General features: G+C 66.5%; 19 protein-coding genes. 13 read left to right on the forward strand and 6 right to left on the reverse strand.

Features of this window, described 5'->3' with window-relative positions:
• Positions 1-46: 46 nt before the first annotated feature.
• From ACV4UX_RS03840 to ACV4UX_RS03850, 3 genes are read right to left on the reverse strand one after another with little or no spacing between them, the layout of a single operon-like run.
• Positions 47-844, reverse strand: coding sequence for a hypothetical protein (locus ACV4UX_RS03840; RefSeq protein WP_491592008.1), 798 nt, complete (start codon positions 842-844; stop codon positions 47-49).
• A complete protein-coding gene (locus ACV4UX_RS03845) occupies positions 841-2,520 on the reverse strand; it encodes a tetratricopeptide repeat protein (RefSeq protein ID WP_491592009.1) in 1,680 nt (559 codons plus the stop codon). The genes ACV4UX_RS03840 and ACV4UX_RS03845 overlap by 4 nt, the downstream gene beginning before the upstream one ends.
• A 3-nt stretch (positions 2,521-2,523) precedes the next feature.
• Positions 2,524-3,570 carry a sigma-70 family RNA polymerase sigma factor gene (locus tag ACV4UX_RS03850; RefSeq protein ID WP_491592010.1) on the reverse strand — a complete coding sequence of 349 codons (1,047 nt, stop codon included), beginning with the start codon at positions 3,568-3,570 and terminating at the stop codon, positions 2,524-2,526.
• Positions 3,571-3,686: 116 nt separating this feature from the next.
• Here ACV4UX_RS03850 and ACV4UX_RS03855 point away from each other — a divergent pair, with 116 nt between their 5' ends.
• The 6 genes from ACV4UX_RS03855 to radA are packed head-to-tail and all read left to right on the forward strand — an operon-like array spanning position 3,687 to position 9,923.
• Positions 3,687-6,089 (forward strand): homocysteine S-methyltransferase family protein, encoded by a 2,403-nt coding sequence (locus ACV4UX_RS03855; RefSeq protein WP_491592011.1) that lies wholly within the window; start codon positions 3,687-3,689, stop codon positions 6,087-6,089.
• 55 nt (positions 6,090-6,144) lie between these two features.
• The gene (locus tag ACV4UX_RS03860; RefSeq protein ID WP_491592012.1) at positions 6,145-6,618 is read left to right on the forward strand and encodes a TlpA family protein disulfide reductase; all 474 of its coding nucleotides are present in this window, start codon (positions 6,145-6,147) and stop codon (positions 6,616-6,618) included.
• 3 nt (positions 6,619-6,621) lie between these two features.
• Complete coding sequence (locus ACV4UX_RS03865; RefSeq protein ID WP_491592013.1) at positions 6,622-7,089, forward strand: N-acetyltransferase; 468 nt, start codon at positions 6,622-6,624, stop codon at positions 7,087-7,089.
• A gap of 1 nt (position 7,090) precedes the next feature.
• A complete protein-coding gene (gene hpt / locus ACV4UX_RS03870) occupies positions 7,091-7,621 on the forward strand; it encodes a hypoxanthine phosphoribosyltransferase (RefSeq protein WP_491592014.1) in 531 nt (176 codons plus the stop codon).
• A gap of 4 nt (positions 7,622-7,625) precedes the next feature.
• Positions 7,626-8,582, forward strand: a complete 957-nt coding sequence (locus ACV4UX_RS03875; RefSeq protein ID WP_491592015.1) for a DUF3426 domain-containing protein — start codon at positions 7,626-7,628, stop codon at positions 8,580-8,582.
• Positions 8,583-8,585: 3 nt separating this feature from the next.
• A complete protein-coding gene (radA, locus tag ACV4UX_RS03880) occupies positions 8,586-9,923 on the forward strand; it encodes a DNA repair protein RadA (protein ID WP_491592016.1) in 1,338 nt (445 codons plus the stop codon).
• Between the two features lie 57 nt (positions 9,924-9,980).
• Here radA and ACV4UX_RS03885 read toward each other — a convergent pair whose 3' ends face one another.
• Positions 9,981-10,364: a RidA family protein gene (locus tag ACV4UX_RS03885; RefSeq protein WP_491592017.1), complete on the reverse strand. Its 384-nt coding sequence runs from the start codon at positions 10,362-10,364 to the stop codon at positions 9,981-9,983.
• Between the two features lie 139 nt (positions 10,365-10,503).
• On the opposite strand from ACV4UX_RS03885, the gene serB reads away from it, so the two are divergent.
• The 5 genes from serB (at position 10,504) to ACV4UX_RS03910 (ending at position 15,121) form a co-directional block, all read left to right on the forward strand.
• Positions 10,504-11,715, forward strand: a complete 1,212-nt coding sequence (gene serB / locus ACV4UX_RS03890) for a phosphoserine phosphatase SerB (protein ID WP_491592018.1) — start codon at positions 10,504-10,506, stop codon at positions 11,713-11,715.
• Between the two features lie 143 nt (positions 11,716-11,858).
• The gene (locus ACV4UX_RS03895) at positions 11,859-13,397 is read left to right on the forward strand and encodes a sensor histidine kinase (RefSeq protein ID WP_491592019.1); all 1,539 of its coding nucleotides are present in this window, start codon (positions 11,859-11,861) and stop codon (positions 13,395-13,397) included.
• Positions 13,398-13,463: 66 nt separating this feature from the next.
• Positions 13,464-14,567 carry a glycosyltransferase family 2 protein gene (locus tag ACV4UX_RS03900; RefSeq protein WP_491592020.1) on the forward strand — a complete coding sequence of 368 codons (1,104 nt, stop codon included), beginning with the start codon at positions 13,464-13,466 and terminating at the stop codon, positions 14,565-14,567.
• A 37-nt stretch (positions 14,568-14,604) separates the two neighbouring features.
• A complete protein-coding gene (locus tag ACV4UX_RS03905; RefSeq protein WP_491592021.1) occupies positions 14,605-14,787 on the forward strand; it encodes a type II toxin -antitoxin system TacA 1-like antitoxin in 183 nt (60 codons plus the stop codon).
• A 76-nt stretch (positions 14,788-14,863) separates the two neighbouring features.
• On the forward strand, positions 14,864-15,121 hold the full coding sequence (locus ACV4UX_RS03910; RefSeq protein ID WP_491592022.1) for a nucleotidyltransferase family protein: 258 nt from the start codon (positions 14,864-14,866) through the stop codon (positions 15,119-15,121).
• Here the strand turns inward: ACV4UX_RS03910 and ACV4UX_RS03915 are convergent.
• A complete protein-coding gene (locus ACV4UX_RS03915; protein WP_491592023.1) occupies positions 15,110-15,781 on the reverse strand; it encodes a TIR domain-containing protein in 672 nt (223 codons plus the stop codon). The genes ACV4UX_RS03910 and ACV4UX_RS03915 overlap by 12 nt on opposite strands.
• 53 nt (positions 15,782-15,834) lie before the next feature.
• A complete protein-coding gene (locus tag ACV4UX_RS03920) occupies positions 15,835-19,056 on the reverse strand; it encodes a DEAD/DEAH box helicase (protein WP_491592024.1) in 3,222 nt (1,073 codons plus the stop codon).
• Positions 19,057-19,132: 76 nt separating this feature from the next.
• Here ACV4UX_RS03920 and ACV4UX_RS03925 point away from each other — a divergent pair, with 76 nt between their 5' ends.
• Positions 19,133-20,821: a peptide-binding protein gene (locus ACV4UX_RS03925; protein WP_491592025.1), complete on the forward strand. Its 1,689-nt coding sequence runs from the start codon at positions 19,133-19,135 to the stop codon at positions 20,819-20,821.
• On the forward strand, positions 20,818-22,983 hold the full coding sequence (locus ACV4UX_RS03930) for a RelA/SpoT family protein (RefSeq protein WP_491592026.1): 2,166 nt from the start codon (positions 20,818-20,820) through the stop codon (positions 22,981-22,983). Before ACV4UX_RS03925 ends, ACV4UX_RS03930 begins: the two co-directional genes overlap by 4 nt.
• The last annotated feature ends 181 nt before the right edge of the window (positions 22,984-23,164 follow it).

Consider the following 23,164-nt stretch of genomic DNA (forward strand, 5'->3'; position numbering starts at 1 on the left):
CGTCAAAACGACGCCGGACATGGTCCGGCGTTACTTGAAACGTTTATTACGGCAGGTCCGGCGGCCGGAACTCGCCCTGTCGGTCCAGGGGGATGTGCCGGGCCTGGGGAGGCACGGCCAGTTCCAGGGCCTGGGCGTCGGCGCGCTGGCCGGAGAGTTCCAGCTTCTTCACCCGCAGCACGGCCGTGAGGCCGCCTGGGGACGTGACCTTGATCAACCTGGGAAGGGGCCTGCCGCCACTTTCCGGCGGAGCGTAGTCGCCCAGTTCCACGCTCCAGGGCTCCACGCCGCGCCCCGAGAGATGAATGGGATTGCCCTCGAAGTCAAGGGTGACGCTGCCCAGGGCCTGGGAGGCGGGCAGGGCGTATTCGTAGCCTTTGGGGGTCTTGCGGGCCGAGACGTAGGCCGCTCCAGTGACCAGGGCGTGGCGTCCGGCGGTAAGGGAGGCCAGGTCCTTGAGGGTGAAGGGGAAGGGGATGCCCAGTTTTGCGAGGGCGGCCTTGGTGTCGCGGTGGGTGAACACCTGGTTGGAGAGGGGGTAGACGGCCATCCAGCCCAGGGAGTCCTCGCGCCAGAGGGCGAAGGTCTGGCCCATGCCGGTGGAGAGGTCCAGGCGCAGTGGAAGGTCCAGGTCTCCCCGGAAGGAGGCCAGGAGGCGCGCGGACTTCTGGGGGGCCTGCAGGGAGAGGCTGGCCGAGAGCGAGAGGCTCTGGGCAGCGCCCGCCGGGGCGCTGACGAAGCCCTCCCAGAGGGTCCTGGCTTCGCCCGGCCCCGTGCCGCCCTTGGGGGCGCAGGCGGCGAGGCAGGCCAGGAGCAGCAGCGCGGGCGCAAGGCGCGCGATCACTTCAGGCTCTCCAGTTTCTTTTGGATTTCCGATGCGTTGGTGGCCTTCATCTCCAGGGCTTTGCTGTAGCCCTTCGCGGCTTCCTTGCGGTTGCCCATGGCCTTGGCGATGTCGCCGTAGTGCTCCCAGATGGCGGGGTCGTCCACGTTTCCGACGACGGCGCGCTGGATGTCCTGCCAGGCGGCCTTGAGGTCCTTGCGTTTGAAGTGCACCCAGGCCAGGGAGTCGAGGTAGTAGGGGCTGGTGGGGTTGGCCTGGAGGGCGCGCGTGACCAGTTCCTGGGCGCGGTCGAGGTCGCGCTCCTCCTCCGCGAGGCCGTAGCCCACGAAGTTGAGGGCGTCGGGGTTGGCGGGGTCCTTGAGGAGAACGTCTTCCATGATGCGCATGGCCTCGGCGCGCTGCTTGGAGCGTTCCAGGGACACGGCCAGGCGGTAGAGGGCCTCGGCGCTGTCGGGCCAGCGGGCGGCGGCCTCGCGGTAGAGGGCCACGGCGCGCTCCAGGTTGCCCTGCTTGTCGTTCAGGATGGCTTCGAGGAACAGGAACTCGATGCGGTCCGGGAAGAGGCCGCGCGCTTCGGAGAGGAGGGGGGCGGCCAGGTCGAGGCGTCCGGCGTCCAGGGCCAGCTGGATGCGCGTGGAGAGCCCCTTGTCGTAGAACTTGTGGGTCTTGGGGATCTGGGCGAGCAGGGCCATGGCCTTGTCCAGGTCGCGCTCGCGCTCCACGGCCATCATGGCCTGGAGGAAGATCACGTCGGGGTTGCCGGGCTGATCCTGGGCGAGACGCTCCATGACCTTGGCCGCGCCCTCCTGGAAGCCTTCCTCCACGAAGAGGCTCATCACCTCGAAGAGGAAGGCGCGGTCTGCGGGGGCCTTCTCCAGGAATTGGATGGCCTTGGCCTCGTTCTTCTGTTTGAGGGCCAGGCGGATGAGGCGCAGCCACAACTCGGGGCCGTCTTCGCCCAGGTCGAGGATGCGGCGGTAGGCCTCCTCGGCCTGCCGGAAGTCGTTGTTCTGCTCGTAGTAGAAGGCCAGTTCGGACCAGGCGGCGAGGAGGTTGGGGTCTTCGCGCAGAGCCTGGCGGAGCTTCTCCATGGCCTGCTTGCGCTTGCCGAGCCCGGAGAGGGCCTTGGACTCGTAGTAGGACATGGCGGGGGTGCGCCTGTCGCGCGGGACCTGGGCCAGAAAGTCCAGGGCCTGCTGGAAGCGCCCGGCTTCCACGAGCACGGCGGCCAGTTCCTGCAGGCCGGACTGGTCCTTGGGGTGCTGGGAGAGGTAGTCGGCCAGCACCTGGGCGGCGTCGTCGAAGCGGCGCTGGAGCAGGTAGGAGTTGGCCAGATAGAAGCGCAGGACCTTCTCCTCGGGGAAGGCGGCGATGCCTTGTTCGAGCACTTCGCGGGTCTTGTCCTGCTCGCCCAGGCCCCAATGGATGTTGGCCAGGTCGCGGTAGAGTTCGGGTGCCGGGGCCACGGCGAGGAGCTTTTCCAGCACCTCGGCGGCCTGCCGGGCCTGGCCCTGGCGGGAGAGTTCCTGGTAGAGAAGGAAATAGTAGTCCGCCGAGGCGGGGGCGTTGAGGCCCCTGGCGCTCAGGTCCGCCGGGGCGGTCTTGCGTGCGGCGCACGCGCCCAGCAGGGCGGCGCAGGCGGCGAGGAGGATCAGGGTCTGGATGGGCCTTTGCATGTATCATTCGTCCTTGCGGATCCACTCCGAGGAGAAGTCTCCGATGCGCTTGGTGAAGTGGTCGCGGATCTTGTCCAGGAGCCGGGTTTCGATCTGGCGGACCCGCTCGCGGGTGATGCCGTACTTCGCGCCGATCTCCCGCAGGGTCATGGGGGAGTCCGAGAGGATGCGCTGTTCCAGGAGGTCGCGCTCCTTGTCGGAGAGGGCGGGCATGATGGTCTGGAGGTGTTTTTCCACCAGCCCGGAGATTTCGTCCTTGGCCAGCATGTCCTCTATGCCCGGGGTGAGGGCGGGGAGGTAGTCCAGCCGGGTGGAGGTGGAGTCGTCGCCGAGTGAGATGTCCAGGGAGAGGTCGCCTCGGGCCATGCGCTGGTCCATCTCCAGCACGTCGGACTCGGAGACCTTGAGGTTCTTGGAGATGTTGGAGACCGACGGGTCGAACCCCAGGGAGGTGAGCCGCTGGCGCTCCTTGTTGAGGTTGTAGAAGAGGGTGCGCTGGGCCTGGGTGGTGCCGATCCTCACCAGGCGCCAGTTGTCCATGATGTACTTGAGGATGTAGGCCTTGATCCAGTAGGCCGCGTAGTAGGAGAACTTGATGCCCTTCTCGGGGTCGAACTTCTTCACGGCGCGCATGAGCCCCACGTTGCCTTCCTGGATGAGGTCGGCCACGTTCTGGGCCCAGCGGCGCTGGAAGTCCATGGCGATTTTCACCACCAGGCGCAGGTGGGAGGTGACGAGGCGGAAGGCCGCGCGCTGGTCGCCGTGGTCGCGCACCTGGCGGGCCAGTTCGAACTCCTCGTCGGGGGCGAGCAGGGGGAACTTGCTCACCTCGCGCAGGTAGACGTGCAGGTTGTCGCGCCCGGAGGCCAGCGCGGCCGAGAGCTTGGGCACGGGGAGGGCGGAAAGGCCCTCGTCGTCGCCGGGGCTTTCGGGGGCCGACCCGGGGTCGTCGCCGGGGACGTCCTCGGAGCCGTCGGGCTCCTCTTCGGCCTCGGGCGCTTCCGGGTTGTCGAGGAGGTCTTCCTCGGGAGAGTCTTTGTGGATGCTCATGATGCGTGTATCCTTCGGCGCACAGCGCCCGAAGCATTCCTTCATACGCTTTTCATTTGCCGGATTCAACGTTTTTCAGTAGGACGCAAGGGCTTTCCAGCCAAGGAGGAATCGCGGTGTCTCAGTTTCGCAAAGCCCTGGCGGGCAATTCCATCATCGTTTTCGACGGGGCCATGGGCACCCTTCTCCAGGCCCGGGGGCTCCCCGCCGGAGCTTCTCCCGAACTATGGGGCCTGGCCAATCCCGACCCCGTGCGCCAGGTGCACCAGGACTACCTGCGCGCCGGCGCGCGCGTGGTGACCACCAACACCTTCGGCGGCACGCGCTTCAAGCTCCCGGCCGGGACCGACATCCGCGCCCTCAACGCGGGCCTGACCCGCGTGGCCCGGCAGGCCGCCGGGGAGAGCGCCTTCGTGGCGGGCAGCGTCGGCCCCACCGGGCACTTCGTGGAGCCCCTGGGCACGCTGACCATGCGCGAACTGGTGGACGCCTTCGCCCGGCAGATCGAGGGCCTGGCGGAAGGCGGCGCGGACCTGATCATCGCCGAGACCCACTTCGACCTGGCCGAGGCCAAGGCCATGGTCCTGGCCGCCCGCCGGGTCTGCGACCTGCCCGTGGCCGTGCTCATGACCTTCGAGCCCGGCGGATCGCTCACCGGCACCTCGCCCGCCACCTTCGCCGACACCATGCAGAACCTGGGCGTGGACCTCCTGGGCATCAACTGCGGCCTCGGACCCGAGCAGATGCTCGACCTGGCCCGGGACTTCATGCCCCGCATCGACACGCCCTTCTTCATCAAGCCCAACGCGGGCCTGCCCAGGCTGGAGAACGGCGTCACGGTGTTCCCCATGGGGCCGGAAGCCTTCGGCGAGGCCATGGTCCCCTTCCTGGAGATGGGGGCCAAATGCGTCTCGGGCTGCTGCGGCACCACCCCGGCGCACATCGCCGCCCTGGCCGCCAGGGCCGAAGGCCGCGTCTGGGCGAAGCCCGAGCCCGCCGAGGGACGTCCCCTCGTGCTCACCTCGCGCTCCAGGTCCGTGGCCGTGGGCGTGGGGCTGCCCGCCGTGGTCATCGGAGAGCGCATCAACCCCACGGGCAAGAAGGCCCTCACGGCGGAGCTCCAGGCCGGACAGTTCGGCGAGGCCCTGCGCCTGGCCGAGGAGCAGGTCCAGGCCGGGGCCGCTGTGCTGGACGTCAACGTGGGCGCGCCCATGGTGGACGAGGCGGCGCTCCTGCCAGCCCTCGCCAAGGAGCTCACCGCGCGCTTCTTGTGCCCCCTGTGCCTGGACTCCACCAACCCCGGGGCCATCGAAGAGGCCCTCTGGGCCGTGCCCGGATCGGCCCTGGTGAACTCCATCAGCGGCGAGCCCGGACGCATGGAGGAGCTTGGCCCCCTGTGCAGGCTCCACGGCGCGCCCTTCATCCTGCTGCCCCTGGCGGGCAAGAAGCTGCCCGTCACGGCTGCTGAGCGCATCGCGGCCATCGAGGCCCTGCTCGTGAAGGCCGAGGCCCTGGGCATCCCCCGGCGGCTCATTCTGGTGGACGCCCTGGCGCTCACGGTGTCCTCCAAGCCCGAGGCCGCCCGCCACTGCCTGGAAACCATCCGGCACTGCGCCGCCGTGTGGGGGCTGCCCACCACGCTGGGGCTCTCCAACATCTCCTTCGGGCTGCCCGCGCGCGAACTGCTGAACGCCACGTTCCTCTCCATGTGTCTGGGCGCCGGCATGGCCGCGCACATCTCCAACCCCTCCACGCCGCTGCCGCGCGAGGTGGGGCTGGCCTCAGAGGTGCTCCTGGCGCGCGACCCTCAGGCCGGGCGCTTCATCGAGAACCTCTCGGCCTGGAAGTACGGCGGCGGCGAAGGCCCCGCCGCCCCGAAGGCTCAGGCCCGCAGCGTGACCACCCTGCGCGAGGCCGTGGTGGCCGGACGCCGCGATGCCCTGCTGCCCATGGTGGAGGAGGCCCTGGCCCAGGGACGCAAGGCCCAGGCAATCCTCTCCGAGGACCTGGTGCCAGGCATCATGGACGTGGGCGCGCTCTACGAGCGCAAGGAATATTTCCTGCCCCAGCTCCTGCTCTCGGCCGAAACCATGCAGGCCGGGTTCGACCGCCTGAAGCCCCTCCTGGAAGACGGCCAGGAGGCCCAGGCCATGCCCAGGATCGTCCTGGCCACCGTGGAGGGCGACATCCACGACATCGGCAAGAACATCGTGGGCCTCATGCTGCGCAACCACGGCTTCGAGGTGATCGACCTGGGCAAGGACGTGCCCGCCGAGCGCATCGTGGAGGCGGCCCGGGAGAGCGGAGCGCCCGTCATCGGGCTGTCCGCCCTCATGACCACCACCATGGTGCGCATGGAGGACACCGTGCGCCTGCTGCGCGAGCGCGGCATGTCCCAGAAGGTCATGGTGGGCGGGGCGGTGGTCACCGACGCTTTCGCCCGGTCCATCGGGGCCGACGGCCACGCCGCCGACGCCGTGGAGGCCGTGCGCCTCGCCAAACGGCTCATGGACGCCTAGCCCAAAGCTGATTATAGGGATGTGAACCCGAAACCCCAACCCATCCGGTGACCGCATGACCAAGTTTTTCCGTTCGGCGTTTCTGGCGGCGCTCCTGACCGTCTGCATCGTCCCCGCCTCCCCGGCCCAGACCGGGGATCAGCCCCTTTCCAGCCAGGAGGTGTTGCGCCTCGTGAGCCAGGCCCGGGGCAAGGTGGTGGTGATCAACTTCTGGGCCAGCTGGTGCGGCCCCTGCCGCCAGGAAGTGCCCGAACTCATGGAGTTGCGCAAACGCCTCTCGCCCGACAAGGTGCTCATCCTGGGCCTGAGCCTGGACCAGGACCCCGGGCAGTATCAGGCCTTCACCGCCAGGGCCAAGTTCAACTACCCCGTGCACCTCACCAAGCCCGACGTGGCCCAGGCCTATTCCATCCGCTCCATCCCGCGCACGGTGGTCTACTCGCCCAAGGGCGAGCTGGTGCACTCCCAGGAGGGCTACATGCCCGGCGCACAGCTTGAACGCATCATCCAGAAGCATCTGGGGGCCTAGGAAGTGACCGGATTCTACCTGCGCAAGTCGCGCATTCAGGACGTGAAAGCCATCCACGCGCTGCTCATGGAGTGCGCCAAGGGCGAGCTGCTGCTGCCTCGCTCGTTCAACCAGCTCTACTCCCACCTGCGCGACTTCTACGTGCTCGCCTCCCACGAGGGCGGCGAGGTGAAGGGCTGCTGCGCCCTCTCCATCTGCTGGGAGGGCCTGGCCGAGATCCGCTCCCTGGTGGTGCACCCGGACCTCCAGAAGCAGGGCTGGGGCCGCAAGCTCGTGGAGGCCTGCCTCTCCGAGGCCGTGACCCTGGGCGTGTACAAGGTCTTCACGCTCACCTACCAGCGCGACTTCTTCGCCAAGATCGGCTTCGAGGAAGTCACCAAGGAGAAGCTGCCCCAGAAGGTGTGGGCGGACTGCATCCACTGCCCCAAGTTCCCCGAGTGCGACGAAATCGCCATGGTCATGGAGATGTAGCATGCCCGGCAGACTCGAACCCGTGATCACTGCCGAGGAGCTGGCGCTGCGCACGGCCCGGCTGGGGGCGGAGATTTCCGAACGCTACCGGGGGCAGGACCTCCTGGTGGTGGGCGTGCTCAAGGGCGCGTTCATGTTCCTGGCGGACCTCGTGCGCCACATCTCCATCCCGGCCCATGTGGATTTCGTGCGCGTCTCCAGCTACGGCGCCGACGTGAAGCCGGGCCAACTCAAGTTCGTGCAGGACCTGGACTCCCCCTGCAAGGACCGCCACGTGCTCGTGGTGGAGGACATCGTGGACACGGGCAACTCCATGTCCATGCTGCTGGCCGAGCTCTCCCTGAGGGGGGCGGCCTCGGTGCGCCTGTGCGCGCTCATCGACAAGGTGGAGCGGCGCAAAACGCAAGTAACGGTTGACTTTCCTGGATTTCGACTGGCAAAGGGATTCCTGGTGGGATACGGCCTGGACTTTGCAGAAGACTACCGTTGTCTTCCCGGCGTCTACGAACTGATCCAGCAGGAAGGTCCCTGACACCATGATCGTCGAATGTCCGAACTGCCAGACCAAGTACAACCTGCCCGACGACAAGGTCGGCCCCGAGGGCGCGACCGTGCGGTGCAGCGTGTGCCGACACGTCTTCAAGGTGGAACCCGCCGCCCCGGACGACTTCCCCGGCTTCGGCGACTCGGGAGACTCCACCGACGCAGGCATCTGGCCCGTCTCGGGCGAGGATGAAACGCCGGGCGACGATTTCGCCGCCCACCTCGACGCGCAGCGCAGGAAAGACCCCTTCGAATCCGGCGGGGTCTCCTCCAGCGACTTCGGGTCCATCGACTTCGGCAAGCCCGAGAAAACGGCCACCACCTCCAAAGGGAAGAAGATCGCCCTGCTGGCCGCCCTGGGCGTGGTGCTCCTGGCGGGCGTCGGCGGAGCGGCGGCCTTTTTCTTCGAGTTCTGGCCTTTCGCCAAGAAACCGGCGATCACCGCCGAGGCCCCCGCCAAGCCCTCCGTGATGGAGAACGCCCCGGCCGCGCCCCCGGCCCCGCCCGCGCCGCCCCCGGCCGACTACACCGGGCAGATCCTTTTCGACGGCTTCAGCAACTACTTCGTGGACAACGAAAAGGCCGGACGCCTCTTCGTCATCGACGGCAAGCTCGTGAACCGCTCCCCGGTCACCGTGGGCCAGATCGAGGTGGAGGCCACCCTGCTGGACGCCAAGGACGCCCCCGTGGTGACCAAGGTCTTCAAGGCCGGACCCAAGGCCAACATCTCCGAGCTGCGCCTGCTGGGCAAGGAAGACTTGGAGAACCGCCTCTCCTCCAAGGAGGAGATCATGCTCTACAACCGCATGGTCAAGCCCGGCGAGGAGGTGCCCTTCATGGTGGCCTTCGCCAACATGCCCGAGAACGTGCGCAACTTCTCCCTCAAGCTCAAGGACTACCTCCAGGTGGCCGACCCGGCCCAGCAGCAGCCCGCGGGCCAGAAGCAGTAGTCCGTGGCCAAGGCCAGGAGCGTCCACGTCTGCACGGCCTGCGGGGCCGTGAGTCCCCGCTGGCGCGGCCAGTGCGAGGGATGCGGCGCGTGGAACACCCTGGAGCAGCGCGAAGCCCCGCGCGCCGCGCCCGGCAGGATCGTCCCGTCCCTGGGCGAATCCGGCCCCGTGCCCCTTGCCGGATACTCCCAGGAACAGCTTCCCCCCTCGCCCAGCGGCATCCCCGAACTGGACCGCGTGCTGGGCCAGGGCCTGCTGCCCGGGGCGGCCGTGCTCCTGGGCGGCGAGCCGGGCATAGGAAAATCCACGCTTCTCCTCCAGATGGCCGGGCAGGTGGCGGCCTCGGGCCGCCGGGCGGTCTACGTCTCGGGGGAGGAGTCCCTGGGGCAGCTGGCCGCCCGGGCGGCGCGCCTGGGGCTTTCGAGCCCCGGCCTCCTGGCCCTCTCCACCACTTCCGCCGCGGGCGCGGTGGACATTCTCGGTGCGACCGAAGCCCCGGCCCTGGTGGTGGTGGACTCGGTGCAGACCATGGCCTCGTCCCTGGCCGACGGCGTGCCGGGCTCCCCCGCCCAGGTGCGCGCCGTGGCCTCGGAACTGGTGGAGGCCGTGAAGAAGGGCCGCGCCACCCTGATCCTGGTGGGCCATGTGACCAAGGAGGGCCTCATCGCCGGACCCAAGATCCTGGAGCACATGGTGGACACCGTGCTCTACCTGGAGGGCGACCGGCAGCACTTCTACCGCATTCTGCGGGTGTTCAAGAACCGCTTCGGCCCCACCGACGAACTCATGGTGCTGGAGATGCAGGGCGATGGCCTCTCGCCCGTGCCCGACCCCTCCACCTACTTCCTTGGCGAGCGCGACGAGTCCGCCAGCGGATCGGCCGTGGTGCTGGCCCTGGAGGGCAAGCGTCCCTTCGCCGTGGAGGTGCAGGCCCTGGCCAGCCGCTCCTATCTGGCCATGCCCCGTCGCACGGCCCTGGGCGTGGACCTGAACCGCCTGAACCTGATGCTGGCCGTGCTGGAGAAGCGCCTGGGCCTGGCCTTGGGGCAGTCGGACATCTACGCCAAAACCGGCGGGGGGCTCAAGCTCACCGATCCCGGGCTGGACCTGGGGCTGGTGGCCGCAGTGCTCTCCTCCTTCTACGACAGGCCGCCCCCGCCGCGCGCCGTGTTCTGGGGCGAGGTGGACTTGAGCGGGCGCATCCGCCCCGTTGCTGGGCAGGATGCGCGGCTCAAACAGGCCAGGAGGCTCGGCTACGAGCCCATCTTCCACCCGCCCGCCGAGGGCCGGGGCATCGCCACCCTCAAGGACTTCCAGAAGGCCCTCTTCGGCCAGGCCTGAGTGCTTGGCCGGGGCGGAGCGTGGGAGTGCGCCGCCCCGGACCATTCCCTGTAGGCCTTAGCGGCTGGCCACCACCTCCACCTCCACGAGCACGTCGCGGGGCAGCCTGGCCACCTCCACGCAGGATCGGGCGGGGTAGGGGGCCTTGAAGAACGAGGCGTAGACCTCGTTGATGGCCTGGAAATCGTTCATGTCCTTGATGAAGACCGTGGCTTTCACCACATTGTCCATGGACAGGCCGGCGGCTTCCAGCACGGCCTTCACGTTGATCAGGCACTGGCGGGCCTGGTCCACGGGGCCTCCGGTGATCACCTGGCCCGTGGCCGGGTCGAAGGGGATCTGGCCGGAGCAGAAGAGGAGGTCCCCGGCCCACACGGCCTGGGAATAGGGGCCGATGGCGGCCGGGGCATTGGCTGTCTCCACGATGGTCTTGGTCGGCATGGTCGGTCTCCTGGATGGAATGGACCCTTCTAGCCCAAGCGGAGGCCGAGGCCAAGCGGCGCGGGAGGCCCGGCAGGGCATTTACCCCGGGCCGGTTTTGTGGAAACATCCGCCGACTTTGGCGCATCAAGGAAAGACCATGAACGACATCCTGCTCGTGCACATCTTCGGGGCCGACCGCCCCGGCATCGCCGCTTCCGTCTCCAACCTGCTGGCCCAGTACGGGGTGGACATCCTGGACATGGGACAGTCCGTAATCCACGACGACCTCTCCCTGGGCATCCTCATGCGCATCCCCGAAGGCGCGCAGGCCGCCGCCACGGTCAAGGATCTGCTTTACGAGGCCCACGAGCTGGGCGTGACCTGCAAGTTCAGCCCCATCACCCCGGCCCAGTACAGCCAGTGGGTGGAGGCGGCGGGCAAGCCCCGCTGGATCGTGTCGCTCCTGGGCCTCACGGTCAGCGCCGCCCAGGTGGCCGCCGTGACCCGCGTGATCACGGCCAACGGGCTGAACATCCAGTCCGTGAACCGCCTCACCGGGCGTCCCTCCCTGGACGAGGAGGCCGCGCAGCGCCCGGCCTGCATCGAGTTCTCCGTGCGCGGCCAGCCCGGCGACGTGAAGGCCATGCGCAAGGACTTCCTGGCCATCGCCGCCGAGATGGGCGTGGACATCGCCCTCCAGGAGGACAACGCCTTCCGCCGCAATCGCAGGCTGGTGGCCTTCGACATGGACTCCACCCTGATCCGCGTGGAAGTCATCGACGAGCTGGCCCGGGCCTGGGGCGTGGGCGAGCAGGTGGCGGCCATCACCGAGTCGGCCATGCGCGGCGAGTTGGACTTCCGCCAGAGCCTGAAGAAACGCCTGAGCCTGCTCAAGGGCATGCCCGTGGAGACCCTGGCCCGGGTGGCCGAGCACATCCCGCTCAACGACGGGGCCGAGAAGCTCGTGCGCAACCTCAAGCGCTTCGGCTACCGCACCGCCGTGATCTCCGGCGGCTTCACCTTCTTCGGGGAGCGCCTGCGCCAGCGTCTGGGCATCGACCACGTGCACGCCAACGTGCTGGCCATCGCGGACGGGGCGCTCACGGGCGAGGTGGAGGGCCAGGTGGTGGACGCCCAGCGCAAGGCCGAGCTGCTGCGCTCCATCGCGGACACCGAGGGCATCTCGCTCATGCAGACCATCGCCGTGGGCGACGGCGCCAACGACCTGCCCATGCTCAACCTGGCGGGCCTGGGCATCGCCTTCCGAGCCAAGCCCGTGGTCAAGGAAGGGGCGGGGCACGCCATCTCCACCCTGGGCCTTGACGCCGTGCTCTATCTGCTGGGCTTCCGCGACCGCGACATCGAATAAAGGACCGGCCCGCTTGCCACGGGCCTGCATCTTTGCGATAGTTTCGGGTAAAGGACCGGCTCCGTGCCGGTCGCGAAACCCGATCGTCCCGTACGGCGCTTTTCGGGAAGGTCGGTCCAAGGCCTCCGGGCCGAAGGAACCGCATGCCCGATTCCTCCAACGCTTCCCTGCTGGACAGACCCTGGGCGGCCTGGGCCGTCACCCTCTTCGTGTCCAGCCTCATGGCGACCATGGGCCTGGCCTATCTGAACGCGGCCCAAAGCGAACGGGAGGCCGAGGCGCGCCTCGTCCTCGTCCAGGGCGTGGCCGGGCGCGTTCAAGCCCTGCAGAACCTGCTGCTCAAGGTGCAGTCCCCCCTGGCCACCCTGGCCGACGTCCTGGTGGTGAACCGGGGCGAATTCAAGGATTTCGACGCCTTTGCCCACCATCTCCTGGAGAGCAACCCCAGCGTGGCCGGGCTCTTTCTCTGCCCCGGGGGCGTGGTGCGCGTGGCCGTTCCCCTGGCGGGCAACGAGGCGGCCCTCGGGCACGAGCTGCTCAAGGACCCTCAACGCAAGGCCGAAGTGGAGGAGGCCATCGCCACCAACTCCACGGTGCTGGCCGGGCCGGTGGCCATGCGCCAGGGCGGCGTGGGGCTCTTCGCGCGCAAGCCCGTGTTCTGGGAGGAGGGCGGAGAGCGCCGTTTCTGGGGTCTGGTGGTGTCGCTCATCCGATGGGAGACGGTGACGGATTCCCCTGAATTCCGCGCCATTCTCGAGGGCGGCTACGCCCTGCGCCTGGAGCGCAAGCTTGCCACGGACCAGGAACCCGTGGTCATCGCGCGCACCGAGGCCGAAGTGATCCCGGAGCTTGGCGTCTCGCGAGCGCTTGCGGTGCCCGGCGGCCAGTGGCTGCTGACTCTTTCGCCCCGGCACGCGCCGGACGCGGGGTACTACCGCTTGGGGGCGTTCTTCGTGCTGGGGGCATCGGGCGTGGGGGGCTGGCTGGTGCTGCTGGTCCTGCGGGGGCGTTCGCGTATCGTTGCCCAGTCCCGCGAACTGGAGCGCGCCAACGCGGAGCTGGAAGCCCGCCTTGAGGAGCGGGGGCTGCTGGTCAAGGAGGTGCATCACCGGGTCAAGAACAACCTTCAGATCATCATCAGCCTCCTGGACCTCCAGAACCCCGGCGTAGGCAACCCCGAATTCACGGCCCTGGCCGCCGCCTGCAAGGATCGCATCAGGGCCATCGCACTGGCCCACGAGCAGGTCTACCGGCGCGACAACCTGGCAAACATCGGGGTGAACGACTACTTGCACGGCCTCGTGGGCAACGTGCTCCAGGGATATCGGGTGGCCGAGCGTCCGGTGACCTGGGCGGTGAACGCCGACGGATCGGAAATCCCTCTGGCCAAGGCCGTCTATGTTGGGCTCATCGTCACCGAACTGGTGACCAACGCCGTCAAGCACGCCTTCGACGGCGCGGAGGAGCCGCACATCGAAGTGCGTTTCGACTCCGCCGTGCGGGGCATCGCCCTGGTGAGCGTGCACGACAACGGCCGGGGCTTTCCGGGAGACGGCTGCCCGGAGAGCGCCTCGTCGCTGGGGCTCACGCTGGTGCGCAGCCTGGCCGGGCAGCTGGGCGGAGAGATGCGCTGCGCGAGCCTGGACGGCGCGCTCGTGGAGGTGTCTCTGCGCCTGAGCTGAGCCCGCGCTTGTGGGGCGGGCCGATGCCGGGTACTGGTGGTCATCCTGCCGACCCCGGGGGCTTCCATGTCGTTCGGCGCGTTCAACCGGGTCAATCTGAGCGTGGTGACCTATTGTTTCAACGACCACGCCCTGGCGGACGGGCTGGTGGAGTCGCTGGCGGGCTGGTCCGTGACTCCGCGCGAGGTGATCGTGGTGGACGACGGCTCATCCGAGCCGTACAAGCCCGCGCATCCAGCCGACAACCTGCGCGTGCTGCGCCTTGCGCCCAACCGGGGCGCGGCCCTGGCCCACGCGGCGGGCATGGGCGCGGCCACGGGACGTTATCTTCTCTCCATCGACTGCGACATCCGCCTCCCGCGCGACTGGGTGCGCCTGTGCCTGCCCCTGGCCGAGCGCCCGAGGGTGGGGATGGTTTCCTCGCGGCTTCGCTGCACGGGCAGCTCGTCCCTGACCAACCGCTACGTGGACCTGCTCTACGGGGTGGGGCCGCAGGGCGGTGAGACGGGGTTCGTGCAGGGCGGGGTGTTCCTGATGCGCCGCGACGTGTTCGAGTCCGTGGGCGGCTATTCGGGCTACGAGGAGCGCACGGGGGAGGATTCGTTCCTCTGCGCGCGGCTGGCGGGGCAGGGCCTGCGGATGCTGCTCAATCCCGATGTGCAGGCCCACGAGGTGCGCAGGCTTACGCGCGCCGCCGCGGTGCGCCGCAAATTCTTCTGGCAGTCGAGCCAGTATTTCCAGGCCATCGCCCGGGGCGAGCCGGTGGACAAGGTGCTCTACGTGTTCCACGCGCCGTGCTACGCGCGGTTGGGGGAGCTGGTGCGCCAGGAGGTCTGCCTGGGGTACTACGAGTTGCTGCTGATGGTCTTCGGGGCCTGCGCCCTGGCGCGCAGCTTCAACGAGGGCTTCGCGGCGCGCCTCTGCGGGGAGCTGACCAGGCGCTTGCGCGGCCTCGACCGCCTGGGGCCGCTCTTCCTTTCGGACCTGCGGGAACTGGGCGCGCCGGACCCCGTGGACCACCCCGAGCCCCTGGGCCTGGCCACGGTCCGCGCCTGGGACGCCCAGGTGGACGACGCCCTGCTGAACGCCCTGGACCGGGACTGCGCCCAGGCCCTGGCCGCCGAGGGCGCCAACGGCGCGGACTTCTCGGTGTACGAGGGGCTGGTGTGAGGGAGAGCGGGGCGGCTGGCGGCGGCAGGAGGCTGACGTGGAAGGGGAGATAATCGTTTTGTCCATTGAGGACCAGCTACGGGTCGCCGAGGCGCTGGCGAACCCGCCTGAGCCCGTTGCGGCCCTGAGGCGCGCGGTGGAGCGGCATGGGGAGATTGTGGAACGCCCTTTGACCGATGCCGCCAAGCGAACTATAGATCTGACAAATCTTCCGACGTGAGCAGCACATGACAGCTACCACGCAAACGAAACATCCCCCGGCAGGGCTTGAGGCCCTGGCCACCCAAATCAGGCCGGTGCTGGAGCGCTACGGCGTCGTTTCGGCTGCGGTGTTCGGCTCCCTCGCGCGCGGCGAGGAGCGCCCGGACAGTGATGTGGACCTGCTGGTGGAATTCGACGCGAACGCGACCCTTCTCACCCTCTCAGGCCTGGAGGCCGAACTGTGCCGTGAATTGGGTCGGGAAGTGGACGTGGTGACGCCGCGCGGACTGAAGAAGGGGATTCGGCCGCAGGTGATGGCGGAGCAGGTGCAATTGTTGGTGCTACGGAAGTAGTGCTTTTTCCAGCTCTATTAGGTCACGCTTCATTTCATCTAGATGCCCTGTTGGGATCATTGGCCCGAACTGGCTTGATATGATTTCTAACTCAACCTTTCTTGAACGTGCCATAAGTCTCACCAGTTGATTCATTTTAGAGGACGCTGAGTCTAGCCCTTTTGCTGCGCTGGTAATTTGTTTTAGGTGCTCTTCCTCACGAAGGCCAAGTCTCAATATGCGCTCTTCAATTATCGTTGCTGCTGCTCCTAACGCGCTGAGCAACCCACCCTTCTTATGAGGCTCAAAAGTTGCCGCAGTAACTCCTGCAATATCTGACGGAAGTTTGATCCCAGATGTTCTGTCGTAAACAAGAAATGTTCTGTTTTTTCCCAGCCCGCCGATAAACAGCCCAAGCTCAAAAAGAACGTTGTCTCGCGGGGATGGCGTAGTCTCCCCTCTGGAAAGCGTCATATCATCTGGGCTTAAGGCTAGTATGGCAAAGTCGAACCGCTCAATGGCATTTGTTAATGATTCAAGTGTTCCTTCGCTAAGTCCAAATACGCCCTGGCTCCAGACGGTCACTTCGCACGATTGGTCAAGTAATACTTGAAGTGTTTTTGCAATGCTTAACCCTTCCGAAGATGATCCGATAAACACAGAGGGGCGAACGCGTGGCATAGTATACCCTGGTGTCTCGACAACTGCCAATTTAGCAAAGGATTCGCGACATCCTACACCTCAAACAACATCTCCAAATCATTCCGCGTCAAACTCTTCCAGGCGTCCTGGCCAGGAATAATGGCCTCCGCCACGCCCTTCTTCATGTCCTGGAGCTTCAGGATCTTCTCTTCCACTGTGTTGGAGCAGATCAATTTGTACGCGAACACCTGGCGCTTCTGGCCGATGCGGTGCGTGCGGTCCGTGGCCTGGTTTTCCACGGCGGGGTTCCACCACGGGTCGTAGTGGATCACGTAGTCGGCGCTGGTCAGGTTCAGGCCCGTGCCGCCCGCCTTCAGGGAGATCAGGAAGATCGGAATCTCCGGCGTGTTGTTGAACAGGTCCACCTGCTCGAAGCGGTCCTTGCTGGAGCCGTCCAGGTAGGCGAAGGGCATCTGCTCCAACTGCAGCCAGCTGCGGATGATGTGCAGCATCTGCACGAACTGCGAGAACACCAGCACCTTGTGCCCTTCCTCCACGATGTCCGTCACAAGGTCCTTGAAGGTGTCGAACTTGCCGGAGGGCAGGTTGGTGTTCACGCCGGGCATGTCGAGCTTCAAGAGCCTCGGGTGGCAGCAGATCTGGCGCAGCTTCAACAGCGCGTCCAGGATCGACATCTGCGACTTGGCCATGCCCTTCTCGTCCACGTCGCGCAGCACCTGGTCGCGCAGCTTGCGCGCCAGCTGCGAGTAGAGCTCCGCCTGCTCGTCGATGAGCGCGCAGTACTGCACGTTCTCGATCTTGGGCGGCAGGTCCTTGGCCACCTCGGACTTGGTGCGCCGCAGGATGAACGGCTTCACGCGGCCGCGCAGGTAGTCCAGGGTCTCCTCGTCGCCGTCCTTGATGGGCTTGACGATGCCGCGCTGGAACGAGTTCTGGCTGCCCAGGAAGCCGGGCATGAGGAACTCGAAGAGGCTCCACAACTCGAAGAGGTTGTTCTCGATGGGCGTGCCCGAGAGGCACAGGCGCATCTTGCCCCGCAGACGCCGCACCGAACGCGCCGTGATGGTGTTGGGGTTCTTGATGTTCTGGGCTTCGTCCAGGATGATGGAGTTGAACTCGAAGTTGAGCAACTCGTCGAGGTCGCGCCGCAGCAGGGCGTAGGTGGTGATCACCAGCTGCGATTCCGCGATCTGCTTGAACAGGCCCTCGCGCTTGGCCCCGTAGACGATCACCCGCTTGAGCTGCGGCACGAACTTCTCGGCCTCGCGGTCCCAGTTGGGGAGCACCGAGGTGGGCACGATGATCAGGTTGGGGTCCTTGTGGTTGCGCTCCACCAGGTGCTGGATGAAGGAGAGGGTCTGCACGGTCTTGCCCAGACCCATCTCGTCGGCCAGGATGCCGCCGAAGCCGTATTCGCGCAGGAAGTTGAGGTAGGAGAGGCCCTGCAACTGGTAGGGGCGCAGGCTGGCGTTCAGGTGCACTGGGGCCTTTAGAGGCGTGATCTCCTTGAAACTGTGGATCTTTTCGCGCAAGTTGTTCCAGAAGGAATCGGTGTGGGCCTCGGGCAGGTCCTCCAGGATCTTGTCCAGGATGGGGGCCTCGAACTGCTTGAAGCGCTTCTGGGGCGGCTTGTCCGGGTCGTAGCCCAGGGCGCGCAGCTTGTGGCCCAGGCGCTTGAGCCAGCTCTCGGGGAGGCTCGTGTAGGAGCCGTCCTTCAGCTGCACATAGCGCTTGCCCTGGGTCCAGGCCTTCCAGATCTTGTCGATGGGCACGCGCTGGTCGTCGTACTGCACGGCCAGGTCCAGGTCGAACCACTTTTCCTTCTCGTCGCTCTCAACCTCGGCCACGATGACGGGCTGGGAGAGACGCACCTTGTAGCGCGTGAGATTCTTCTCCCCGAAGACGCGGTATTTCTCCACCAGCTTGGGGTAGGCGTCCAGGAGGAAGACGATGGCCTCCTCGGGTTCGAGGAACCAGTTGGCGTTGTTGCGCGGCTGGAAGCCCATCTCCTGGAGCACCGCGATGAGCGCGGCCTCGGCCTCCTGCTCGCGGGCCATGAGGAAGCTGCGGCCCTCGTACTGGTAGGAGCCGGTCTGCAATTCGGGGTTGGGGCCTTCCTGGAACACCTCGCCGTGCTCGGTGACGTAAACGTTTTGCACAGCCAGGGTGAGCAGGCTCCCTTCCTCGTCCAGGTAGAGCTTGGGGCTGTAGGTGGCGGGCAGGAAGTTGGGGCGCATGCGCTCCAGGAACTCCTGCTGGCCGTGCAGGTCCGAGGCGGGGAACTTGGTCCAGACGCGGTCGAGGAATTCGGAGACGTCGGCCGGGGGGATCACCGGGGGGTTCTCCACCATGTCCCGGATGAAGGGGGCGGGCAGGCCGGTCTGCACGGGGTAGAAGCTCTTGTTCCAGCAGACCCACAGGGGCAGCTGGCCGTAGAAATAGGTCTCCTGGCCCTGGATGGAGAAGGGGGCCTTGCCGGGGCGGGCCAGGTAGATGTCGAAGCGCAGGCCCTGGGCGTCGTCCATGACGGGGCGCAGCTGCAGGCGCATGGTGGAGCGCTCGATGCGCACGGGGTTCTCGGAGTCCTGCCAGTAGAGGTAATACTCCTTGCTGATGGCCCAGAGGAACCACGAGATCAGGCCTGCGGGGATGTCCACGCGGTGGCCCCGGTAGTCGAGGAAGTGGCCGATCTGCTCGGCCACCAGGGGCAGCGAGGGCGAAGAGTCGCACCAGTCGGGGTTCTGGATGATCTGCTCCAGGGTGATGTCCTGGTGCACCTGGGACAGGCCCGACTTGTTCTGCCGTGCGCGGTAGAAGGCCACCTGGAGGCGGCCCGGCTCGGGGAAGAAACGGTAGATGACGTAGTGCTTGCCCGCCTCGGGCTCGAAGGCAGTGGCGAAGAAATGGCGGAAGCTCTGACGCCACTCGGTGTTCTGGAGCGCCGCGCCTTGTCCGTCTCCGGACTTGCGGCCTTCCAGGGACTTCACGTACTTGAGCGCCGTGGCGCCCACATGGCGGCACACCCCGGAGAAGGACTCGGGGCAGTTGCAGAAGAACGTGACGGTCTCTTCCTCCAGGTTGAGGCCCAGTTCCGAGGCGTACACCTGGAAGTCCTCCCCCTGGACATGGCCTTCCACGTCCCAGTACTGGTCGCGCTTCTTGACGTCGATTTTCTGGACGCCGTCCTGGGCGACGATTGAATGCGCGCCTTCAATGATATATTCCGGGATCGTCTCCCGGACGAACTCCTGGAGGAGCTGCTTGGCTTTGCTCTCCTCGCTGGTGAGGGCCATGGGGCTTGGTGCTCCGTATTCCGAACTGGATTGGATGGTTAACGAACGTGATGCCTACGGACTAATCCGACACTCTATGCATTTTCATCCGCAAATCAAGCTTTTCCCCCCGGCGGCGGGGAAGGGGCTCCTGGCGTGGCTCGCGGCCCTGACCCTCCTGGCCGTGCTGAGCGCTTGCGATAGCCGCAGCCCGGACAAGGGGCAGCCCCATACCCGAGGCGACGCGCAAAGCGCAAGCCCCGAACACGGAGGCCGCATCGTCATGGCCACCCTGGGCGAACCCACCAACCTCATCCCGCCGCTCTCCACGGATTCTGCCTCCCATGAGGTGGCCTCGCTGATGTACGTGTCGCCGCTGCGCTACGACAAGAACATCCAGATCGAACCCTACGCGGCGAAATCCTTCGAGATCCTCGACGGCGGCCGCCATTTCCGGTTCGAGCTGCGAGACGACATCCGCTGGTTCGACGGAACGCCCCTCACCGCCGAGGACGTGGAGTTCACCTACCGCTTCATGATCGACCCCAAGACGCCCACGGCCTACGCGGGCGACTTTCTGGCCATCAAGGAGTTCCGTCGCACGGGCAAGTACACCTTCGAAGTATGGTATGAAAAGCCTTTTGCGCGCGCCGTGGCCACCTGGGCGCAGGACATCCTGCCCAAGCACGCCCTGGAAGGGGAGGACCCGGCCAACACCCGCCTCGCCCGGGAACCCATGGGGGCCGGGCCCTACAAGCTCAAACAGTGGGTGGAGAACCAGCGCGTGGTGCTCGAGGCCAACCCGGATTATTTCGAGGGAAAACCCTTCATCGACGAGGTGGTCTACCGCTCCGTGACCGACCAGACCACCCAGTTCCTGGAGCTCAAGGCCGGAAACCTGGACTATGTGGGGCTCACCCCGCCACAGTACCTCTTCCAGACCTCCGGCCCGGACTGGGACGACAACTACCGCAAATACAAGTACCTGGCCTCGTCCTACGCCTACGTGGCCTGGAACCTGGAACACCCCCTGTTCCGCGAGAAGGCCGTTCGCCAGGCCATGGCCCACGCCATCTCCAAGCAGGAGATCATCAAGGGCGCGCTCATGGGCCTGGGCGAGCCAACCGTCGGCCACTTCAAGCCCGATTCCTGGGCCTATAACCGCGACATCAAGGACTACGCCTACGATCCCGGCCGCGCCCTCATGCTCCTGGCTTCCCAGGGCTGGACCCGGCGCACCCCCACCGGCCCCCTGGAGAAGGACGGCAGGCCCTTCGCCTTCACCATCATCACCAACCAGGGCAACGAGCAGCGCATCAAGGCCTGCGCCATCATCCAGAACCAGCTGGCGCGCATCGGCATCCAGGTGAAGGTGCGCACCATCGAGTGGGCCACCTTCATCAAGGAGTTCGTCAACCAGCGCCGCTTCGAGGCCGTGCTCCTGGCCTGGTCCATCCCGCAGGACCCGGACGCCTTCGACGTCTGGCACTCCTCGAAAATCAAGGCTCCGGGGCTCAACTTCGTGGGCTACGCCAACCCCGAGGCCGACAGCCTCCTGGAAGAGGGCAGGTCCATGCTGGACCCCGCCCTGCGCAAGCCCGTCTACGACCGCTTCCAGGCCGTGGTTCACGAGGACCAGCCCTATTGTTTCCTCTACACGCCCTACGCCCTGCCCATCCTCACCGCGCGCATACACGGCGTGGATCCGGCGCCCGCGGGCATTTCCTGGAACTTCACCCGCTGGTGGATCCCCCGGTCCCAGCAAAAGGCCCGGCTCTCCCAATGATCCGCATCAATGAAATCATGGACAAGGTCGCCCCCTACATGGACCAGGCAGGGCAGGACCTCATCACCAAGGCCTACGTCTATTCGGCGGCGGCCCACGCAGGGCAGACCCGCCTCTCGGGCGAGCCCTACCTCTCGCACCCCCTGGAAGTGGCCAACATCCTGGCCGAGATGCGCCTGGACGCCGCCAGCGTGTCCGCAGGCCTGCTCCACGACACCGTGGAGGACACCTACGCCACCGTGGACGAGATCGAGGAGCAGTTCGGCGAGGAAGTGGCCGACGTGGTGGACGGCGTCACCAAGATCAGCCTCATGTCCTTCGAGACCAAGGAGGAGGCCCAGGCCGAGAACATCCGCAAGATGGTCCTGGCCATGGCCGAGGACATCCGCGTGATCCTGGTGAAACTGGCCGACAGGCTGCACAACATGCGCACCCTGGACTTCCAGAAGCCCCTGAAGCGCCAGCTCATCAGCCAGGAGACCATGGACATCTACGCCCCCCTGGCAAACCGTCTGGGCCTGCACAGGATCAAGGTGGAGCTGGAGGATCTCTCCTTCAAACACCTCAAGCCCGACATCTTCCAGCAGCTCAAGAAAGGCGTGGACGAGCACGAGGTGCTCGACCAGGGCTACATCGACAAGGTGATCTCCGTCATCCGGGGCCTCATGGAGGAGAACGCCATCAAGGGCCGGGTGCTCGGGCGCAAGAAGCATCTCTGGAGCGTGCACAACAAGATGAAGGCCCAGGGGCTGGACCTGGACCAGGTGCACGACATCGTGGCCTTCCGCGTGATCGTGGGCAGCCTCAAGGACTGCTACGCGGTGCTGGGCCTGGTCCATTCGCTCTGGAAGCCGGTGCACGGGCGCTTCAAGGACTACATCTCCATGCCCAAGGCCAACATGTACCAGAGCCTGCACACCACCGTGATCGGGCCTGACGGCGAGCGCATCGAGATCCAGATCCGCACCGAGGAGATGAACCAGCTCGCCGAATACGGCGTGGCCGCCCACTGGGCCTACAAGGAGCGTGGCAAGGCCGGCAGGATGGCCGCCCGCGACGCCGAGCGCTTCACCTGGCTGCGCCACATCATGGACTGGCAGCGCGAGGCCACGGACTCCAAGGAGTTCATGCAGACCCTGCGCTTCGACCTCTTCCAGGAGGAGGTCTACATCTTCACGCCCAAGGGCGACGTGAAGGAGATGCCCGAAGGCGCCACCCCCGTGGACTTCGCCTACGCCATCCACACCGAAGTGGGCAGCCACTGCACCGGGGCCAAGATCAACGGCCGCCTCGCGCCGCTCTCCACGCCGCTGAAAAACGGCGACACCGTGGAGATCATCACCGACAAGAACCGCAAGCCCAGCAAGGACTGGCTCAAGTTCGTCAAGACCGCCAAGGCCAGGACGCGCATCAAGCACTGGGTGAAAACCCAGGAGCGCGCCGAGGCCATCGTCCTGGGCAAGGAGGTGCTGGAGAAAGAGGGGCGCAAGCTGGGCGTCAACGTGCAGCGCCTCGTGAAGGAGGACGCCCTGGGGCCGGTGCTGGCCGAATACAACTTCGGAGGCGTGGACGACCTTTACGTGGCCGTGGGCTACTCCAAGCTTACGCCCCGGCGCGTGCTGCGCTCCTTCCTGCCCAAGCCCGAGACGCCCGCCAAGCCCGAGGCCGCCACGGAACAGTCCCAGGCCGAGCCGGGCAAGGGCAAGCCGGGGGAGGGCATCCGCATCAAGGGCGTGGACAACGTGCTCGTGAACTTCGCGGGCTGCTGCACCCCCCTGCCGGGCGAGCCGGTGGTGGGCTACATCAGCCGGGGGCGCGGCGTGATCGTGCACACCCACGACTGCCCCAACCTCATGCGCCTGGAGCCCGAGCGGCTCATGCAGGTCTCCTGGGAGGGGGAGGAGGACAAGCCCTATCCGGCCAAGATCTCCATCCTGGCCCACAACCGCAAGGGCGTGCTGGCCAAGATCTCCGCCGTGCTCTCCGACGACGGCGTGAACATCGACTCGGGCACGTTCAACTCCAAGGTGGACGGCCGCACCGAGATCGTGATGACCGTGGAAGTCAAGGATTCGAGCCATCTCTACCGGGCACTGGACCACCTGCGCAAGATCGCCGACGTGGTGGAGGTCAAGCGCATGGTCGAGGAGTCCATGGTCTAGCGGCCGCGCGGGCATTTCTTCATCCGGGGCGCAATTGTTGGTGATTCCCCGGCCCAAGTGCGCTAGGGTGTTCCCGAAAAGCGCCCCGAGCCAGCACCGGCGGGCGGCGAAGCAACGCGAGGCGATCCGATGGACAGGCTGGAGATTCTCGCCCGGGCCTGGACGGCCGGGGCCAACGTGG

It is taken from the genome of Fundidesulfovibrio sp. (assembly GCF_058402725.1).

Bases quoted from the DNA above. Each gene is read 5' to 3' on its own strand.
- hpt (WP_491592014.1), top strand. From the start codon at position 7,091: ATGCCCGGCAGACTCGAACCCGTGATCACTGCCGAGGAGCTGGCGCTG.
- ACV4UX_RS03930 (WP_491592026.1), top strand. From the start codon at position 20,818: ATGATCCGCATCAATGAAATCATGGACAAGGTCGCCCCCTACATGGAC.
- ACV4UX_RS03885 (WP_491592017.1), bottom strand. From the start codon at position 10,364: ATGCCGACCAAGACCATCGTGGAGACAGCCAATGCCCCGGCCGCCATC.
- ACV4UX_RS03895 (WP_491592019.1), top strand. From the start codon at position 11,859: ATGCCCGATTCCTCCAACGCTTCCCTGCTGGACAGACCCTGGGCGGCC.
- ACV4UX_RS03900 (WP_491592020.1), top strand. From the start codon at position 13,464: ATGTCGTTCGGCGCGTTCAACCGGGTCAATCTGAGCGTGGTGACCTAT.
- ACV4UX_RS03860 (WP_491592012.1), top strand. From the start codon at position 6,145: ATGACCAAGTTTTTCCGTTCGGCGTTTCTGGCGGCGCTCCTGACCGTC.
- ACV4UX_RS03915 (WP_491592023.1), bottom strand. From the start codon at position 15,781: ATGCCACGCGTTCGCCCCTCTGTGTTTATCGGATCATCTTCGGAAGGG.
- ACV4UX_RS03920 (WP_491592024.1), bottom strand. From the start codon at position 19,056: ATGGCCCTCACCAGCGAGGAGAGCAAAGCCAAGCAGCTCCTCCAGGAG.
- ACV4UX_RS03850 (WP_491592010.1), bottom strand. From the start codon at position 3,570: ATGAGCATCCACAAAGACTCTCCCGAGGAAGACCTCCTCGACAACCCG.
- ACV4UX_RS03845 (WP_491592009.1), bottom strand. From the start codon at position 2,520: ATGCAAAGGCCCATCCAGACCCTGATCCTCCTCGCCGCCTGCGCCGCC.
- ACV4UX_RS03925 (WP_491592025.1), top strand. From the start codon at position 19,133: ATGCATTTTCATCCGCAAATCAAGCTTTTCCCCCCGGCGGCGGGGAAG.
- ACV4UX_RS03875 (WP_491592015.1), top strand. From the start codon at position 7,626: ATGATCGTCGAATGTCCGAACTGCCAGACCAAGTACAACCTGCCCGAC.
- serB (WP_491592018.1), top strand. From the start codon at position 10,504: ATGAACGACATCCTGCTCGTGCACATCTTCGGGGCCGACCGCCCCGGC.